The organism is Stutzerimonas sp. CXK-1 (assembly GCF_057738225.1).
The window spans coordinates 1,477,663-1,494,229 of the sequence record NZ_CM173217.1 but is presented as its reverse complement, the minus strand read 5'-3'; the positions used below and the strand labels follow the sequence as shown (position 1 = coordinate 1,494,229).

General features: G+C 63.2%; 18 protein-coding genes and 1 pseudogene. 4 read left to right on the top strand and 15 right to left on the bottom strand.

Going from position 1 to position 16,567, the window contains the following annotated elements:
- Positions 1-45: 45 nt before the first annotated feature.
- The 8 genes from murB to AC0KXH_RS07045 are packed head-to-tail and all read right to left on the bottom strand — an operon-like array spanning position 46 to position 6,882.
- Positions 46-1,065: a UDP-N-acetylmuramate dehydrogenase gene (gene murB / locus AC0KXH_RS07080; RefSeq protein ID WP_395764635.1), complete on the bottom strand. Its 1,020-nt coding sequence runs from the start codon at positions 1,063-1,065 to the stop codon at positions 46-48.
- Positions 1,062-1,526: a low molecular weight protein-tyrosine-phosphatase gene (locus tag AC0KXH_RS07075; protein WP_043219384.1), complete on the bottom strand. Its 465-nt coding sequence runs from the start codon at positions 1,524-1,526 to the stop codon at positions 1,062-1,064. The genes murB and AC0KXH_RS07075 overlap by 4 nt, the downstream gene beginning before the upstream one ends.
- On the bottom strand, positions 1,523-2,293 hold the full coding sequence (gene kdsB, locus AC0KXH_RS07070; protein ID WP_488224402.1) for a 3-deoxy-manno-octulosonate cytidylyltransferase: 771 nt from the start codon (positions 2,291-2,293) through the stop codon (positions 1,523-1,525). Before kdsB ends, AC0KXH_RS07075 begins: the two co-directional genes overlap by 4 nt.
- Positions 2,290-2,475, bottom strand: coding sequence for a Trm112 family protein (locus AC0KXH_RS07065; RefSeq protein WP_041106106.1), 186 nt, complete (start codon positions 2,473-2,475; stop codon positions 2,290-2,292). Before AC0KXH_RS07065 ends, kdsB begins: the two co-directional genes overlap by 4 nt.
- 46 nt (positions 2,476-2,521) lie before the next feature.
- Positions 2,522-3,523: a tetraacyldisaccharide 4'-kinase gene (gene lpxK / locus AC0KXH_RS07060; RefSeq protein ID WP_313327029.1), complete on the bottom strand. Its 1,002-nt coding sequence runs from the start codon at positions 3,521-3,523 to the stop codon at positions 2,522-2,524.
- The gene (locus AC0KXH_RS07055) at positions 3,523-3,951 is read right to left on the bottom strand and encodes an ExbD/TolR family protein (RefSeq protein ID WP_041106110.1); all 429 of its coding nucleotides are present in this window, start codon (positions 3,949-3,951) and stop codon (positions 3,523-3,525) included. The genes lpxK and AC0KXH_RS07055 overlap by 1 nt, the downstream gene beginning before the upstream one ends.
- Complete coding sequence (locus AC0KXH_RS07050; protein ID WP_041106112.1) at positions 3,948-4,580, bottom strand: MotA/TolQ/ExbB proton channel family protein; 633 nt, start codon at positions 4,578-4,580, stop codon at positions 3,948-3,950. Before AC0KXH_RS07050 ends, AC0KXH_RS07055 begins: the two co-directional genes overlap by 4 nt.
- A 28-nt stretch (positions 4,581-4,608) precedes the next feature.
- Complete coding sequence (locus AC0KXH_RS07045) at positions 4,609-6,882, bottom strand: DNA internalization-related competence protein ComEC/Rec2 (protein ID WP_488224401.1); 2,274 nt, start codon at positions 6,880-6,882, stop codon at positions 4,609-4,611.
- 144 nt (positions 6,883-7,026) lie between these two features.
- Here AC0KXH_RS07045 and AC0KXH_RS07040 point away from each other — a divergent pair, with 144 nt between their 5' ends.
- Entirely contained in the window at positions 7,027-7,542 is a 516-nt protein-coding gene (locus AC0KXH_RS07040) for a DUF2062 domain-containing protein (protein ID WP_043219377.1), read from the top strand.
- 3 nt (positions 7,543-7,545) lie between these two features.
- Here AC0KXH_RS07040 and AC0KXH_RS07035 read toward each other — a convergent pair whose 3' ends face one another.
- Genes AC0KXH_RS07035 through AC0KXH_RS07025 form a run of 3 tightly spaced genes read right to left on the bottom strand, consistent with a single transcriptional unit; the run spans position 7,546 to position 10,740 of the window.
- Positions 7,546-8,790 carry a lipoprotein-releasing ABC transporter permease subunit gene (locus AC0KXH_RS07035; RefSeq protein ID WP_061338732.1) on the bottom strand — a complete coding sequence of 415 codons (1,245 nt, stop codon included), beginning with the start codon at positions 8,788-8,790 and terminating at the stop codon, positions 7,546-7,548.
- Complete coding sequence (gene lolD, locus AC0KXH_RS07030; RefSeq protein ID WP_061340956.1) at positions 8,790-9,500, bottom strand: lipoprotein-releasing ABC transporter ATP-binding protein LolD; 711 nt, start codon at positions 9,498-9,500, stop codon at positions 8,790-8,792. The genes AC0KXH_RS07035 and lolD overlap by 1 nt, the downstream gene beginning before the upstream one ends.
- A complete protein-coding gene (locus AC0KXH_RS07025) occupies positions 9,493-10,740 on the bottom strand; it encodes a lipoprotein-releasing ABC transporter permease subunit (RefSeq protein WP_488224400.1) in 1,248 nt (415 codons plus the stop codon). Before AC0KXH_RS07025 ends, lolD begins: the two co-directional genes overlap by 8 nt.
- 94 nt (positions 10,741-10,834) lie before the next feature.
- Between AC0KXH_RS07025 and AC0KXH_RS07020 the strand changes: the two genes are divergently transcribed.
- The 3 genes and pseudogenes from AC0KXH_RS07020 (at position 10,835) to AC0KXH_RS07010 (ending at position 12,435) form a co-directional block, all read left to right on the top strand.
- Positions 10,835-11,407: a PilZ domain-containing protein gene (locus AC0KXH_RS07020; RefSeq protein WP_041106120.1), complete on the top strand. Its 573-nt coding sequence runs from the start codon at positions 10,835-10,837 to the stop codon at positions 11,405-11,407.
- 4 nt (positions 11,408-11,411) lie between these two features.
- Positions 11,412-11,716 (top strand): annotated as a pseudogene (locus tag AC0KXH_RS07015) (phosphodiesterase).
- On the top strand, positions 11,713-12,435 hold the full coding sequence (locus AC0KXH_RS07010; protein WP_041106124.1) for a glycerophosphodiester phosphodiesterase: 723 nt from the start codon (positions 11,713-11,715) through the stop codon (positions 12,433-12,435). Before AC0KXH_RS07015 ends, AC0KXH_RS07010 begins: the two are co-directional and overlap by 4 nt.
- 162 nt (positions 12,436-12,597) lie before the next feature.
- On the opposite strand, the gene sthA is transcribed toward AC0KXH_RS07010, so the two are convergent.
- The 4 genes from sthA to nqrF all read right to left on the bottom strand — a co-directional run bounded on the left by sthA (position 12,598) and on the right by nqrF (position 16,565).
- Positions 12,598-13,992 carry a Si-specific NAD(P)(+) transhydrogenase gene (gene sthA, locus AC0KXH_RS07005; protein ID WP_041106126.1) on the bottom strand — a complete coding sequence of 465 codons (1,395 nt, stop codon included), beginning with the start codon at positions 13,990-13,992 and terminating at the stop codon, positions 12,598-12,600.
- Positions 13,993-14,087: 95 nt separating this feature from the next.
- The gene (gene nqrM, locus AC0KXH_RS07000; RefSeq protein WP_041106128.1) at positions 14,088-14,315 is read right to left on the bottom strand and encodes a (Na+)-NQR maturation NqrM; all 228 of its coding nucleotides are present in this window, start codon (positions 14,313-14,315) and stop codon (positions 14,088-14,090) included.
- Positions 14,312-15,235, bottom strand: a complete 924-nt coding sequence (locus AC0KXH_RS06995) for an FAD:protein FMN transferase (protein ID WP_488224593.1) — start codon at positions 15,233-15,235, stop codon at positions 14,312-14,314. Before AC0KXH_RS06995 ends, nqrM begins: the two co-directional genes overlap by 4 nt.
- A 103-nt stretch (positions 15,236-15,338) precedes the next feature.
- Complete coding sequence (gene nqrF, locus AC0KXH_RS06990) at positions 15,339-16,565, bottom strand: NADH:ubiquinone reductase (Na(+)-transporting) subunit F (protein ID WP_173425373.1); 1,227 nt, start codon at positions 16,563-16,565, stop codon at positions 15,339-15,341.
- Positions 16,566-16,567 lie beyond the last annotated feature (2 nt).

Sequence of the window (16,567 nt, the reverse complement as noted above, 5' to 3'; positions counted from 1 at the left end):
TCACCGGGGCTTTTTCGTTTCAGGCAAGACCGCAAGCAGCGGATGTCAAAGCACGTTGGGCTCGATTTCCAACTCGACGGCGAATCGCCTGTACACGTCAGCCTGAATCCGCTGCGCCAAGGCCAATATTTCCTTACCGGTGGCGTGACCGTAATTGACCAGTACAAGGGCCTGGGCGCGATGGACGCCAGCGTCGCCCTCCCGAAAGCCTTTCCAGCCGGCCCGATCGATCAGCCACCCGGCAGCCAGCTTGGCCCGATCATCACCCTGGGGGTAGGCCACGACATCGGGAAACTGTCGTCGCAACCGCTCAAGCTGCTCGGTAGACACGACCGGATTCTTGAAGAAGCTGCCGGCGTTTCCAAGCTCCTTGGGATCGGGCAGCTTCTCGCTCCGTATCGTGCAGACGGCGCGGCTTACATCGACAGCGGTCGGTTGGGTGACGCCCAACTCCGCAAGCCTCTGCCTGATCGGCCCGTAATCGAGGTGCAACTTGGCATCGTGTGCCAGGCGAAACCTGACGCGCAATATCACGTAACGTCCCGCCTGGCGCTTGAACAGGCTGTCGCGATAGTCGAAGGCACAATCGCTCAGCGACACTTCACAGATCCGCCTGTGCCAGAGATCGTAAGCGGTGAGCCCCTCGAACACATCGCGGATTTCCACGCCGTAGGCGCCGATATTCTGGATCGGTGCAGCGCCAACGGTCCCTGGAATCAGGCTCAGATTCTCCAGCCCCACCAGACCGCGATCTAGCGTCCAAAGCACAAACGGATGCCAGGGTTCACCGGCCTCTGCCTCCACGATCACGCCGCCGCAATCCGCCCGCAGGATTCGCCGTCCTCGGTTTGCCAGACGCAACACAAGGGCATCGATATCGCGCGTCAGCAGCAGGTTGCTGCCGCCGCCCAGCGGCATGAGCGCCAAGCCTTCGGCCACGGCAAAGGCGGCCGCAGCCGCGACATCGGCGTCGTCATGCGCCTCGGCGTAGAATCGCGCTCGCTGCTCGAGTCCAAAACTGTTCAAGGCCTTGAGCGAGTGGTCGCGCTCGATACGCAGGGTCACAGCCGCTCCTGCACTTCGTGCAGCAGGCCGTCAGCCGCCTGCTCGATCAGATCCAACACCTGCTGGAAGCCTTCCTCGCCGCCATGGTAAGGATCGGGCACCGCGTCGCAGCCTATGCCATAGCGACGCAAGAACAGGTCGGTCTCGGCCCGGGAGCCGGCTGGCTGCATCGCTTGCAGGTGGGCAAGGTTATCGTGATCCATCGCCAGTATCAGATCGAAGCGCTGGAAGTCGTCTAGCGCTACCTGGCGCGCACGCAAGCCTGACAGCTCGTATCCACGCGCCGCGGCCGCCATGCAGGAACGTGCATCGGGCGCCTTTCCCCGGTGCCAGCCTGCAGTGCCAGCCGAGTCGACCACGACGCGTGCTTCCAGACCGGCATGACGCAAACGCTGACGAAATACGCCTTCGGCAGTCGGCGAACGACAGATATTGCCGAGGCAGACGAAGAGTATCTTCACTGCACATGCCCCAGCAGGCGGCGAACTCGCTCGAGATCCTCCATGGTATCCACGCCGGCGGGAGGCGGCTCGACGGCATCGGCGACATGGATCCTTTTGCCATGCCAGAGCGCGCGGAGCTGCTCCAGGCATTCCACATCTTCCAGCCAGCAAGGTCCCCAGGCCACGAAGTCAGCGAGAAAACCGGCACGATAGGCGTAGATACCGATATGCCGGCGGTACGGCACACCCGCCGGCAGCTGGTCCCGGCTCGCCGCAAAGGCGTCGCGCGCCCATGGCAGAGGCGCACGCGTAAAGGTCAGCGCCAGACCGTTCATGTCCGACAAGACTTTTACCACGTTGGGATTGAACAGCCCGGCGGCGTCGAGCAGCGGCTCGGCGAGCGTGGCAATCGCCGCCTCGGGATGATCCGCCAGATTGGCCGCAACCTGATCGATCACCGCTGGCGGTATCAGCGGTTCGTCGCCCTGCACGTTGACCACGATGGCATCGGCCGCCAGCCCTAGTCGTGCCGCCACCTCGGCAAGCCGGTCGGTACCGGAATTGTGCTCCGCTGCAGTCAGCACGACCTCGGCCCCGAAGCGATGACAGGCATCGAGGATGCGCGGATCATCGGTCGCAACCACAACCTGACGTGCCGAACTCTTGCAGGCCTGGGTCCAGACGTGCTGGATCATTGGCAGGCCGCCGATGTCCTGCAACGGTTTGCCCGGCAGACGTGTAGAAGCAAAACGCGCTGGAATGACAACGCAGAAATCCGTGCTCATTTGTCCAGGCGCTCGTCTACATCCAGCGTTCTCGCCTCGCTTTCGAGCATCACCGGAATGCCGTCTCGTACCGGGTAGGCGAGACCATCCGCCTTGCAGATCAGCTCAGACTTGTCATCGGCGAGCTTCAACGGCCCTTTGCACAGCGGGCACGCCAGAATATCGAGCAGTTTGGTATCCATTGCGCAGTCCTTTGAGGGCGTTCGACTGCAGCGGCAGGCGAGCGACTTAGGTGTGGACGGGAATCAGGCGGGCCAGTTGTTCATCGAACCAGGCAATGAAGGCATCGCAGGGCCTGGCCTGCACTTCTAGGTAATACCAGCCGGGACGCGCGAACGCCCGGCATTTGACCGCGTCCTTCTCGGTCATCACCAGTGGCAGCTCCGGAGCAAAACTGAGCTGCTCGGCGGTATACACGGCGTGATCGGCGAAGGGATGCGGAATCGGCCGCCAGTTTAGCGCCTCGAGCGTAGCGAAGAAACGCTCTGGATTGCCGATACCGGCGATCGCGTGCACGGCCTGCAGCGATGCCAGATGATTCACCGGCAGTACCCGGCCGCTGACGATTTCGACTAGCCCACTCGGTTGCAGGCTGAAGCCGAAGGCATCGGCTTGCGTCGTACCGCCGTTGTACAGTACCGCGTCCACGGACTCCAGGCGGCTGGCTGGCTCTCGCAGCGGGCCAGCTGGCAGGCAGCGGCCATTACCCAAGCCTCGTGCCGCGTCGATCAGGACCAACTCCAGATCGCGGCCTAGACCGTAGTGTTGCAAACCATCGTCACAGAGCACGAGATCGATCGGCTCGGCCTGCAGCAGTGCCTGTACCGCGCGGGCGCGGTCGGGGTCGATCATCAGCGCGACGCCGGTGCGCTGCACGATCAGCAACGGCTCGTCGCCGGCCGTCCTGGCATCCTGATCGCAAGTGACGCGCCAGGGATATTCCGGCGGCTTTGCACCGTAACCGCGACTGACCACCCCGACGCGTAGCCCGAGGGCCCGGCAATGCTCCACCAGCCACAGGATCAGCGGCGTCTTGCCTGTACCACCGACCGTAATGTTGCCCACCACGACAACTGGAACCGGCGCTCGATAGCTGGCAGTCATGCCCTGCAGGAAACGCTGCCGCTTGCGTGTGACGACCATGCGATACAACGCCTCGAGCGGGCCCAGCAAGGCTAATGCCGGGTGCCCCTGGTACCAGGCGCGCTGAAGTTTTTGCGCGAGCGTCATCAGGGCGCAGCCTGCGCCTCGACCGTGGTAATCCGCAGATGAGCGAAGCCGAGCTTGCCGGCGGCGTCCATCGCGGTGATCACGGCCTGATGGGGTGTCTTGCCATCGGCACTGATGATCAACGGCAGGCTGTTATCGCCGCCAGACTCCTTGCTCAGCGCAGCCATGAGGGCGTCGAGATCGCTTTTGAGCAGCGCCTTGCCATTGAGCGAATAGTTGCCTTCGATGTCGATCACTACTTCGAGCTGCTTGACCTCGGTCTGCTGTGGCGGCGTCCCGCTGGCCGCCTCGGGCAAATCGACCTTCAGCTGGGTTTCTCGGGTGAAGGTCGTGGTTACCACGAAAAAGAGCAGCAGAATGAATACAACATCGATCAGCGGCGCAAGCCCGATATCGACGTTCTCCCGCGGCTTGCGGCGAAACTTCACGGCCGGCCCTCGCTGAGGTCGACATCACGGTCGCCCTGAACCACCTCGACCAGCTTGATCGCCTCCTGCTCCATGCCCACGACCAATTCATCGACTCGCCGGCTGAGAAAACGATGAAAGAACAGTGCGGGAATGGCCACCATCAGCCCCGCCGCGGTGGTGATCAGCGCCTTGGATATGCCGCCGGCCAGCTGTGGCGCATTGGCCATGCCGGAGCCCATGAAGGAGCTGAAAATCTCGATCATGCCCAGCACCGTGCCGAGCAAGCCGAGTAATGGCGCGATACCAGCGATGGTGCCCAGGGCGTTCAGGTAGCGCTCCAGGTCGTGGACCACGCGAGCGGCCGCTTCCTCGATGCACTCCTTCATGATTTCCCGCCCGCGCTTGGAGTTGGCGAGGCCCGCGGCAAGAATCTCACCGAGTGGCGAATCGGCACGCAGTTCCTTGAGTTTCTGGTTGCTGAGCTGCTTGTCTTTGATCCACTTCCATACCTGACCGAGCAGGTGCGGAGGCGTGACGCGACTCGGACGCAAGGTCCACAGCCGCTCAGCGATGATGGCGGCCGCAACGATTGAACACAGAATGATCGGCAGCATTATCCAGCCGCCAGCTTTGACCAGCTCCCACACGAGTCGAATCCCCCTCGAAAAAACCGCGTCACTCTAGCACAGGGCCTGCCGCCAGCCGACGGCTGCCGTTCTCATTTTCCCGCCAGAACCGACGCTCCCAGCGTAAACCCTGGGGCGCAGTGAAGCTGCCCAGTACTATGCGCAAGGCGCCGTCCCGAGCCGTGTCGTAGAGCGGTATGCCCGCCTCATCCAAACGATGCAGCACCTCGGAGTGCGGGTGCCCGAACGGGTTGTGTGCGCTACGCGACACCAACGCCGCGCTTGGCGCAACGGCCGAGAGAAAGGCGACAGAAGTCGAAGTGCGGCTGCCATGATGTCCAAGCAGCAACCAGTCGCTTCGAGGGTTAAAGCGGCTGCCGAGCAGGGCCTGCTCGGCGGCGCTGTCCAGATCGCCCGTCAGCAGAATCCGTTCGCCGGCGGCCTCGACCGCCAGCACGCAGGACGCCTGGTTTCCGTCGCCTGCACGCAGCCAGCGCCATGTCTCGAAGCGCACCTCATCCCAGCGCCAGCGTTCGCCGGGCCGGCAGTCCTCTACAGCCGGAAGGTCCAATGCCTGCGCCTCACCGCTTAGCATCCGGCGCACCGGCAAAGAGCGAAGTACCGCCTGGGCGCCACCAGCATGGTCACTGTCGGCGTGGCTGAGCAACAAAAGATCAAGCTGTCGGGTCCCCAGTCGACGTAACGAAGGCACCACCACGCGCTCGCCGATATCGAAGCGACCATAACGGGGGCCGGCATCGTAGAGCAGATCGTGGCTCTGCGTGCGGACCAGGACTGACAGCCCTTGACCGACATCCAGTACATGGATCTCGGCACGTCCCGGAGGTGGGCGTTCGCTGCCGACGAAAAGCAAGGGCAGCATCAGGAGACCGCCGAACAGACGGAACGGAATGCCTGCCGGCAGCAGCAGAATCAGCGCACCAAGGCTCGCGGCCAGCAGCATCCAGCCGGAGGCTTGCGGCGCGAGCCAGGCCGGCTGCCAGCCAGCGACCCAGGCCAGCAAGCCGAACAAGCCCTGCAATGACCAACCTACCCCATTCAGCAGGCTCTCCCCGAGCCCCAGCGGTAGATAAAGCGCGGCAGTTCCCACAAGGGCAAACGGAACGGTCAGGCTGACCCAGGGTACCGCTACGAGGTTGGCAAGCGGCCCGCTGAAGCTGACCGGAAGCCCAAGCATCAACATCATCGGTAGCAGGCCGAGCGTCATTGCCCACTGCGCACGCAAGAGCGTGCGCCACCAGCCGGCAGCCCCGAGCCGGCCGGCAAAGACCCACACCAGCAACGCGACTGCGGCGAACGACAGCCAGAACCCTGGCTGCAGGCTGACCAGCGGGTTGGCCAGCAGCACCAGGACCAGGGCGAGCAGCAAGGGGAACCAGACGCCGAGATGCCGGTAGCGCAGCCGCCAAAGCAGCACTGCCGCAACCATTACACAGGCGCGCTGTACCGGCACCTCGAACCCCGCCAGCCAGGCATAGCCCAGGGCGCCGCCGAAAGCGAGACCGCTTGCAACCGGCAGCCACGGCAGGCGCGAAGGCCAGCAGCCCAGACGGTAGAGCAAATGGACCAGCCCATAGAGCAGTCCAGCCAGCATCGCCACATGCTGACCGGAAATTACCAGTAAGTGCACCGTGCCGGTGTCCTGCAGGATCTGCCAATCGCCGGGCGTGAGCCCGGAGTCGTCGCCGACGACCAGCGCCGCAATCGCACCCGAGCGACCATGGGCATCGAGCGCAGCCAGCCGCTGCCTGAGCGCATCGCGCCAGCCGGCGGTCGTAACGGAGGCCGCGACTCGCTCGCCCGCCTTTACCGTACCTATCGCGCCGATGTGCCTTGAGAGCAGCCAGGCCTCATAGTCGAAGGTCTGTGGATTGACCATTGCGCGAGGCCGTTTCAGACGTGCCGCGAGTCGCCAGCGCTCACCGGCCCGAAGCGCAGGCCCGCCGTGCCAACCAAGGCGAAGGCGCGACGGCAGGCCGGCATGGCGCGACTGGATATCGGTCAGTTCGAAGCGAACCACCCCGTCGATGGTTGCAGGCAAGCCGACGATCACGCCCTCGAGCCAGAAGGTGCGGCCATCCAGATCGACCGGGAGTCGGTCATCGAGGGCGAGCTGCGCCTGCCAACAGGCCCATACCAGGCCCAAGGCGAAACACGCAAAGGGGCGCGTGCGCTTCCAGCACATCGCGCCAACCGCCGTTGCACCCAGCAGTGCCAACAGAGCGCCTGCCGGCAACTCGGGCAGCCAGCGCGGCACCAGCAAACCCACCGCCAGCGCGGCCATCCCTGTGCGCGCCTTCATGTGCCCTCCTGGCAAGCCGGCCGCAGCCGCAGAAAACCTGCTCGCCGCAATCCGTAGCGGCGCACAAGCCTGTGACAAAAGTTCTGTCGGCGAGAGCCTCGGAGCACGGCATAATTACGCGCTCACGTACACCCGAGTCCCGACATGCCGCGTCGCATCTTCAAGCGCTACATGCCCCACCCCGACCGCATCAAGGGTAACAAGTCACTGAGATTTCTTGGCGGCCTGATTCACGATCCCAATCTCTGGCACCTGAACCGCCACTCAGTTGCCCGCGCGATGGGCATCGGCCTGTTCTGGGCAATGATTCCGATGCCCATGCAGATGCTCGCAGCGGCGCTCTGTGCGCTCCCTGCCAGAGCCAATCTGCCGATCGCCATCGGCCTGGTCTGGCTGACCAACCCGCTGACAATGCCGCCGGTGTTTTATTGCAACTACAAGCTCGGCGCCTGGCTGATGGATACACCGGCGATCGGAATGCCAGAGGAGTTGAGCCTGGCCTGGGTGACGCATCTGCTCAGGGATAACTGGCAGCCCCTGTACCTGGGCTCGCTGGTGATGGCTGCGGTTCTGGCCCTGCTGGGCTACTTCGGCACCCAGGCCTACTGGCGCTGGTGGGTCGGCCGCAGCTGGCGTCGGCGCCAGCACGGGCGCCGCTGAGCCTCACTCGTAGCGCAATGCCTCGGCCGGCTGCGTCTGCGCGGCGCGCCAGGCTGGATATAGGGTCGCCAGAAAGCTGAGCGAAAGCGCCACCGCAGCCACGACCACGACATCCAGTACCTGCAACTCTGATGGCAGGCTGCTGATGAAATAGACGTCCGAGCTGAAGATGTGCTGGCCCGACACGCGCTCGAGCCAACCCACCAGCGAACTGACATTGAGCGCGCCGAGCACACCCAGCACCACGCCGATCAGCGTGCCACTCAGGCCGATAATGCTGCCCTGCACCATGAAGATCGCCATGATCTGCCGAGGCGTGGCGCCCAGCGTGCGCAGGATGGCGATGTCCGCCCGCTTGTCGGCAACGACCATGATCAGCGTGGCGATGATGTTGAAGGCGGCGACCGCGACGATCAGCATCAGTAACAGCCCGATCATGGTCTTTTCCATCTTCATCGCGCTGAACAGGCTACCCTGCGTCTTCGACCAGTCTTCAGCGTGATAGCCCGGCCCCAAGGTGGCGGCGATCCGGGCCGCGATAGCCGGCGCCTGATACAGATCGGCGAGGCGCACTCGTACGCCCTGAACCTGATCGGCCGGCCAGCGCTGAATGGCCGCGGCGTCGGCACGATGGATCATCACCAGGCTGCCGTCGAGATCGGCGCCCACTTTGAATAGGCCAACCACGGTCAGCCGCTGCATGCGCGGCGTGACGCCACCGGGAGCATCACTCGGTTCAGGCACGATGAGCGTCAGCTTGTCACCTACCGAGAGCCCGAAGCGCCTGGCCGTGATCACCCCCAGCACCACGCCGTAGTCACCGGGACGCAAGTCGTCGAGGCGACCTGCGATCATGCGCGAAGCGACGATCGATACCCGCGCCTCGGCGCTTGGCTCGATCCCGCTGATCTGCACCGGCTGCATGGCGCCCTTGTAGGAGAGCATGCCCTCGAGCTGGGTAAGCGGCGCGGCGCCGAGTACCTGCGGCTGCTTCCCGATCCGTGCCGCGAGCGACTGCCAGTCTTCGATCGGTTCCGGGCCGAAGATCGTCGCATGGGGAATCATCCCGAGGATGCGCGCGCTCATTTCACGCTGGAAGCCGTTCATCACCGACAGCACCAGGATCATGGCCAGCACGCCTAGCGCCAGGCCGATCAACGAGGTCAGCGAAATGAACGAGATGTAGTGGTTTCGGCGCTTGGCCCGGGTGTAGCGACTGCCAATGAACAGGCTGAGCGGACGAAACATCATTCAGCCACCAGGCGGCCATCCTGCAGGCGCAGGATCTTGTCCATCTGAGCCGCCAGCTGCGGGTCGTGGGTCACCACCAGAAACGCCGTGCGCAGCGAGCGACTAAGTTCGAGCATCAGCTCCTGAATGCCTTGCGCTGTATGGTGATCCAAATTGCCGGTCGGCTCGTCGAGCAGGACCAGCGCCGGGCGGTTGACCAGCGCACGGGCGATAGCCACACGCTGCCGCTCGCCGCCGGAAAGCTCGGCGGGCTTGTGCTCCAGACGATGGCCAAGCCCTACCCGCTCGAGCAATTCGGTCGAACGCCGTCGTGCCTCGGCGAGGTCGGTTCGGCCGATGAGCAGAGGCATGCAAACGTTCTCGAGCGCAGTGAACTCAGGCAGCAGATGGTGAAACTGATAGACGAAACCAAGCGCCCGATTGCGCAGCAGTCCACGCTCCTTCTCGTTGAGCGCTGAAAGCTGCTCGCCCGCAAGCCAGACGCTGCCCTCGCTGGGCGTATCGAGCCCGCCGAGCAGGTTGAGCAAGGTGCTTTTGCCGGAGCCGGAGCTGCCGACGATGGCGACACGCTCGCCGGGAAAGAGCTCCAGTTCGAGATTGCCGAGCACCTCGACCGATTCCGGGCCCTGATCGTAGCGTTTGCCCAGGTTGCGGCAACTCAGGACGGCGCTTTCGGGATTTGCAGCATTCATGGCCAGCTCACTCATAACGTAGCGCTTCGGCCGGCTGCGTGCGCGCGGCACGCCAGGCCGGATACAGCGTGGCAAGGAAACTCAGCAGCAGTGCCGCGACGCAGACCTGGATCACGTCGGCAGCCAGCAGACGGGACGGCAGATAGTCGATGAAATAGACGTCCGCATTGAGAAATTTGTGCCCGATCAGCCGCTCCAGCCAGGCGATGCCGGCACTGACGTTCAGCGCGGCGAGGATGCCAAGTACGGCTCCGACCAGCGTGCCGACCACGCCGATGACCGTGCCCTGGACCATAAAGATCGCCATGATCTGCCGTGGCGTTGCCCCCAGCGTGCGCAGGATGGCGATATCGCCACGTTTGTCGGTAACGACCATGACCAGCGTCGAGATGATGTTGAAGGCGGCCACGGCCACGATCAGCAGCAGCAGCAACCCGATCATCGCCTTTTCCATGCGAATGGCCTGGTAGAGATTGCCGTGCGTACGCGTCCAATCGCGCGAGTAGTAGTCCTCACCCAGCTGGCCGGCCAACTCCCAGGCGATGCGAGGCGCCTGGAACAAGTCTTCGAAGCGCAGCCGCAGCCCCTGCACCTGCCCGGGCTTCCAGCGCTTGAGACGTGCCAGGTCAGCAATATTCGCCATCGCAACGTAGCCGTCGATCTCGCCAGCGCCGACATGGAAGATGCCTGTCACGGTGAAGCGCTTCATGCGCGGAAACATCCCCGCCGGCGTGACGGTCACTTCCGGAGCAACGAACGTCACCTTGTCACCGACGGCAAGGCCGAGTTTCTGCGCCGCCTTGTCGCCGATGACAATGCCGAACTCACCCGGGGCCAGGTCGTCCAGCGAGCCCTCGCGGAAGAACTGATCGATGATCGAAACCCTGCGCTCTGCCGTTGGATCGACCGCATTGATCAGGATCTTGCTCACCTGGCCTCGATTGGTCAGCAGACCCTGGGCCTGGATGAACGGGGCGACGGCCGCCACCTGTGGGTTGGCCTGGATTCGCGCGGCGAGCGCCTCCCAGCCATCGATTGGAACGGCGCGTTCGAGGGTCGCGTGCGGCACCATGCCAAGCACACGGGTACGCATCTCATGATCGAAGCCATTCATCACTGACAGGACCAGGATCATCACCAGCACGCCCAGGGCCAAGCCGATCATCGAGGTGAAGGAAATGAAGGAGACGAACAGGCTGCGGCGCTTGGCGCGTGTATAGCGCGCTCCGATGAACACGGACAGCGGTCTGAACATAGGTCGACTTATTCGCTGGCGGGGAAAAACGAGCGTGACGGCTGATGCCCGAAGGCCTGATAGACTCACGCCACCATCGTTAGCGGGGCGTGCCATGCCGACACAAGACACTGAAGAACGCCGGGAATACTACCGTATCGAGGACCGCATCGCACTGGAAATACTGCCCGCTGAAGCGGACGGTAACAATCAGCCGCCTGCGCTGCCACGGCAGTTCGCCTTGCTCGCCGAGCTGCATCAGCTGGATTTCGAGTCCCAGCATCTGTTGCGGCAAATTGCCGATCAGAATCGCACCCTGGCCAACTACCTGAAGGTGCAAAACCGACGCATCGACCTGCTCGGCCAGGCGCTGGCGCAGGGATTGCTCGCCGAGGGCGACTGCGAGCGCGACGTCATCCTGTCGGAAGGTGGCGTTAGCTTCGTTCACGAGCAGCCGATTAGGGTTGGCACGCCGCTGCTCCTCAAGATGGTTCTCTTGCCGCAGGGCCTCGGCCTGTTGCTCGCTGCACGCGTCCTGCACTGCGAAGCCGCGGAAGGCGGTAAGTTTCAGCTCGGCACGGAATTCGAAGCGCTGACTGACGCACAACGGCAACTGCTGGCTCGGCATATCCTGCAGAAACAGGCGCTGGAACGTCGCCTGGCCCGTGAGACCCCGCAAGGAGATTGATCCGATGTTGCGCTACGCCCTTCTCAGCCTGACCCTCGCCTTCAGCAGTGCGCTACAGGCCGAACAGATCATCATTCCGCTCGGCCAACAGGGCGGCGGCGAGCTGGCGCTACCCTCGCGCGGGGCTAGCAAGGGCGCAGTGCTGGAACGCTTCGGGTTGCCCGACAACGAACATTCCCTGTCGGCCAGCCGCCGATCACCCGTTGGGACTACCGCACCTTTTCGGTCTACTTCGAAGGCGACCGCGTCATCGACAGCGTCATCGACCATCGGCCTCTTCATCTTCCTCAGGATCAGCAGCAACCGTGACCCAGATCTATGGCCATCGAGGCGCAAAGGGCCAAGCGCCGGAAAATACACTGGCCGGCTTTCAGCTGTGCCTGCAAGACGGTGTGAACCGCTGCGAACTCGATTTACATCTCTCTCGCGATGGCGAGCTGATGGTCATCCACGATCCCACATTGAAGCGCACCACCGGCCGGCGCGGCAAAGTCGCCGAACACAGTGCGCAGGAGCTTGCCAGCTACGACGCTCGCCTCGGTGGCCCCGGTTGGGAACAGCCGTGCCCGATTCCACGCCTGGAAGAGCTTTTTGCTAGCTGCGACTTCGAGCATTGGCAATTGGAAGTCAAAAGCGCATCGCATGAACGCGCCAGGCGGACGGTATTGGCGATCGCTACCCTGGCCGAGCGCCACGGCCTTAGCGAGCGGATCACGGTGACCTCCGGATCGCGCGTGGTGCTCAAGGCGCTTGCCGAGCTGGCCCCGCATCTTTCCCGCGGCCTGGTCGCCGAGTATGGCTGGCTCGACCCGCTGAAGGTCGCCAAGGCGTATGGCTGCAACCTGCTAGCCCTGAAATGGACGCTCTGTACGCCCGGGCGACTGCTCAAGGCACAGCGACAAGGCCTGCATGTCTCCACCTGGACGGTGAACGAGCCGGCACTCATGCTGCGTCTGGCGGACATGGGCGTCGACAGCCTGATCACCGACTTCCCCAGGCTTGCCACCACCACCCTGGCCGGACGGTAGCGGAAAACGAAAAGGCCCGCCGGCGGGTGCCGACGGGCCTGGACGCTTGGCAGCATGCGGTACGCTACCGTGACCTGATCTAAAGGCTTTCCCGGTTGGGCCAATGCCATTGCCGGGAATCACCGGTGCCTCCGACCGGCTCAGGCCACCGGTCGGAGCCTCTCAAAAAAGCCGGTTCAGACCGTCAAACGCCGCGACCCGATAAGCCTCGGCCATGGTCGGGTAGTTGAAGGTGGTGTTGACGAAGTACTTGATCGAATTCGCCTCCCCCTTCTGGTTCATGATCGCCTGACCGATATGCACGATCTCCGAGGCCTGATAGCCGAAGCAATGCACGCCAAGCACCTCTAGCGTTTCGCGATGGAAGAGGATCTTCAGCATGCCGACCGGTTCGTAGGAGATCTGCGCGCGCGCCATGCTCTTGAAGAACGCCTTGCCGACCTCGTAGGGGACCTTGGCCTGCGTCAGCTCGCGCTCGTTCTTGCCGATCGAGCTGATCTCCGGAATGGTGTAGATGCCCGTCGGCACGTCGTCGACGAACCGCCAGGTATCGTTCTCGACGATACTGCCGGCTGCCGAGCGCCCCTGGTCGTAGGCTGCACTGGCCAACGAGGGCCAGCCGATCACATCGCCCGCCGCATAGATGTTGCCGACCTCGGTGCGGTAGTGCTCGTCGACCTGAACCTGGCCACGGCTGTTGGCCTTCAAGCCGATGTTCTCCAGCGCCAGCTTGTCGGTGTTGCCGGTGCGCCCGTTACTCCAGAGGAAGGCATCGGCCTTGATCTTCTTGCCCGACTTCAGGTGCAGGATCACACCGTTGTCCAGCCCCTCGACGCGCTCGTACTCTTCGTTATGCCGGATCAGCACATTGTTGTTGCGCAGGTGGTAGGACAGCGCATCGGAAATCTCGTCGTCGAGGAACGACAGCAGCTGATCGCGATTGTCGATGAGATCGACGAGCACGCCCAAGCCACTGAAGATGGAAGCATATTCGCAGCCGATCACCCCGGCCCCGTAGATGATCATCCGACGCGGCGTATGGCTCAGCGTAAGGATGGTGTCGCTGTCGTAGATCCGCGGGTGGTTGAAGTCGATGTCAGCCGGGCGATAGGGGCGCGACCCGGTGGCAATCACGATCTGCTTGGCCACCAGCTTCTCGACCATACCGTTCAGGCAGACCACCTCGACGCTCTGCTCATCGGCGAAGCTGGCCGTTCCGAAAAAGGTATCGATCCGGTTGCGCGCGTAGTAACCGGTGCGCGAGGTCACCTGCTTGCTGATGATCTTCTCGGCGCTCTTGAGCACGTCCGGGAAGGAGAACCAGCGCGGCTCGCCGATCTGACGAAACAAGGGGTTGGTGTTGTACTGCATGATCTGGCGCACCGAGTGACGCAGCGCCTTGGACGGAATGGTCCCCAGGTGGGTGCAGTTGCCGCCCACCAGCGGTCGATTGTCGACCACGGCGACCTTGCGCCCGGCTTTGACGGCGTTCATCGCCGCGCCTTCGCCGGCCGGGCCGGAGCCCAGCACCACCACATCGTAGTTATAGACAGCCATATGTACTCCCCAAACGCGGTCGCTACGCTAGCGCCGCACCAAACAATCCTTCAGTGCCCGCGGGGCGCACGGCGCTCGACACGGGCCGAATCCACTCACTTACGGGTCGCGTCGTAGGCCAGGTCGCTCTGCGTCTGCGCTCGCTCCTGGTTCACTTCCTCGCACTTTTCGCGGCTGCCTCCGCAGATCGAGCATTCCTTCTCGATTCCCAAGGCCGCGATACCTCCACAAGAACCCGCAATCGGCTTGCGCCCCATGATCACGCCAATGGCCATGCCAAAGACGACGAGAAGCATCACCAGAAAAACCAGTAGCCAGGTCATTTGTCTTCTCCTTCACCGAACAGCTGTTTGAAAGCCGTGGTGCTCGTACTGACGAATTGCTGACCCTGCCGCACGACGAAGAGGGCCGCGAGCTGGTGCCGATTGGCGAACTCCAGTCCCTTGTCCGGCCCCAGCACCATCAGTGCCGTCGACAAACCATCGGCTTCGAGGGTCGAGGGATGCAGCACCGTGACAGCGGCCAACCGATGCTCGATAGGGGCGCCGGTGGTCGGGTCGATTGTATGGGAATAGCGCCGGCCATCCCGCTCGAAATAGTTGCGATAGTCGCCAGAGGTCGACACACCGAGGCCATCGAGTTCGACGATCCGCTGCGCTACTCGCTGGTCGTCACGTGGCGCTTCGATCGCGATCCGCCAGGGCTGGCCGTCCGGCTTGTGCCCTTCGGCCTTGAGCTCACCGGTAATTTCGACCAGATAGCTCTTCACGCCGAGCGCCTTCAGCCGCGCCACGACCCGATCCACCGCATAGCCCGCCGCGATACTGTTGAAGTCGACCTGGGCGGCAACATCCTTGCAAAGCTGCTCGCCTTCGATTCGCAGATGTCGGTGACCGACGTTTTCCCGCGCCGTGGCGATTTCGCTCTCGGACGGAATGCGCTCCATGCGCCCCTGCGGGCCAAACCCCCAAAGGTCGAGCAACGGCTCCAGCGTGAGGTCGAGGGCGCCGCCAGTCTGCCTGGATAGCCGCTCGCCGGCGGCGACCAGCTCACGTACAGCCTCAGGCACGGCCTGGCACTGCCCGGCCGGCAGCCGGTTGAATTGGGCGATGTCCGAGTCGGCTCTGTAGGTCGACAGCTGTCGGTCCAGATTGGCCAATATCCGCTCGGTTTCCTTCTGCAGCACATCGCGCGCGGGCACGCCGTCGCCCCGCACATACTTGATCGAATAGGTACTGCCCATGGTCGGCCCGTCGAAGCTTTCGAGCCGGTCCTGAAACAGACAGCCCGTCAGGGCTGCCGCGAGAGCGGCAGTCAAGACGGGCTGCAGTAGCGCTTTGATCATGCTAACCGCCGAAGTCGTCGAGCAGGATGTTCTCCGGTTCGACCCCCAGGTCCGTCAGCATCTTGATTACCGAGGCGTTCATCATGGGCGGGCCGCACATGTAGAACTCGCAATCCTCGGGCGCCGGGTGGCTCTTCAGGTAGTTTTCGTAGAGCACGTTGTGGATGAAGCCGGTCGGCCCCTGCCAGTTGTCCTCGGGCTGCGGATCGGACAAGGCCAGATGCCACTCGAAGTTCGGATTCTCCGCTTGCAGCTGGTCGTACTCTTCCACATAGAACGCTTCACGCAACGAGCGGGCGCCGTACCAGAAGCTCATCTTGCGGGTGGACTTCAAACGCTTGAGCTGGTCGAAGATGTGCGAACGCATCGGCGCCATGCCGGCACCGCCACCGATGAAGACCATTTCGGCATCGGTATCCTTGGCGAAAAACTCACCAAACGGACCGTACACGGTCACCTTGTCACCCGGCTTGAGGCCGAATACCCAGGACGACATCTTGCCCGGCGGGACATCATCACGACCCGGCGGCGGCGAGGCGATCCGGATGTTGAACTTGACCAGGCCCTTCTCTTCCGGGTAGTTGGCCATCGAGTAGGCGCGAATGGTGGTTTCGTCGACCTTGGAAACGTACTTCCACAGATTGAACTTGTCCCAGTCGCCGCGAAATTCAGGCTGGATGTCGAAATCCTTGTAGTTGACCGTGTGCGGAGGACACTCCAGCTGCACATAGCCACCCGCCCGGAAGTCGACGTTCTCGCCTTCGGGAAGCTTGAGCGTAAGCTCCTTGATGAAGGTCGCGACGTTGGGGTTCGACGCAACGGTGCATTCCCATTTCTTCACGCCGAAGACTTCTTCCGGCACCTCGATCTTCATATCCGCCTTGACCGGTGTCTGGCAGGACAGACGCCAGCCCTCACCGGCCTCGCGGCGGGTGAAATGCGACTCCTCGGTCGGCAGCATCTCGCCGCCGCCGCTCTCGACGATGCACTTGCACTGGGCGCAGGTACCGCCGCCGCCGCACGCCGAAGACAGGAAGATGTTGTTGGCCGCCAGGGTCTGCAGCAGCTTGCCGCCAGCCGGCACGGTGATCGTGCGCTCACCGTTGATCTCGATCGACACATCGCCACTGGATACCAGCTTGGCGCGAGCAGCCAGGATGATCATCACCAGCGCGATGACGATGGCGGTGAACATGCCGATGGCGAGGAAAATTTCGTAACTCATCAGTT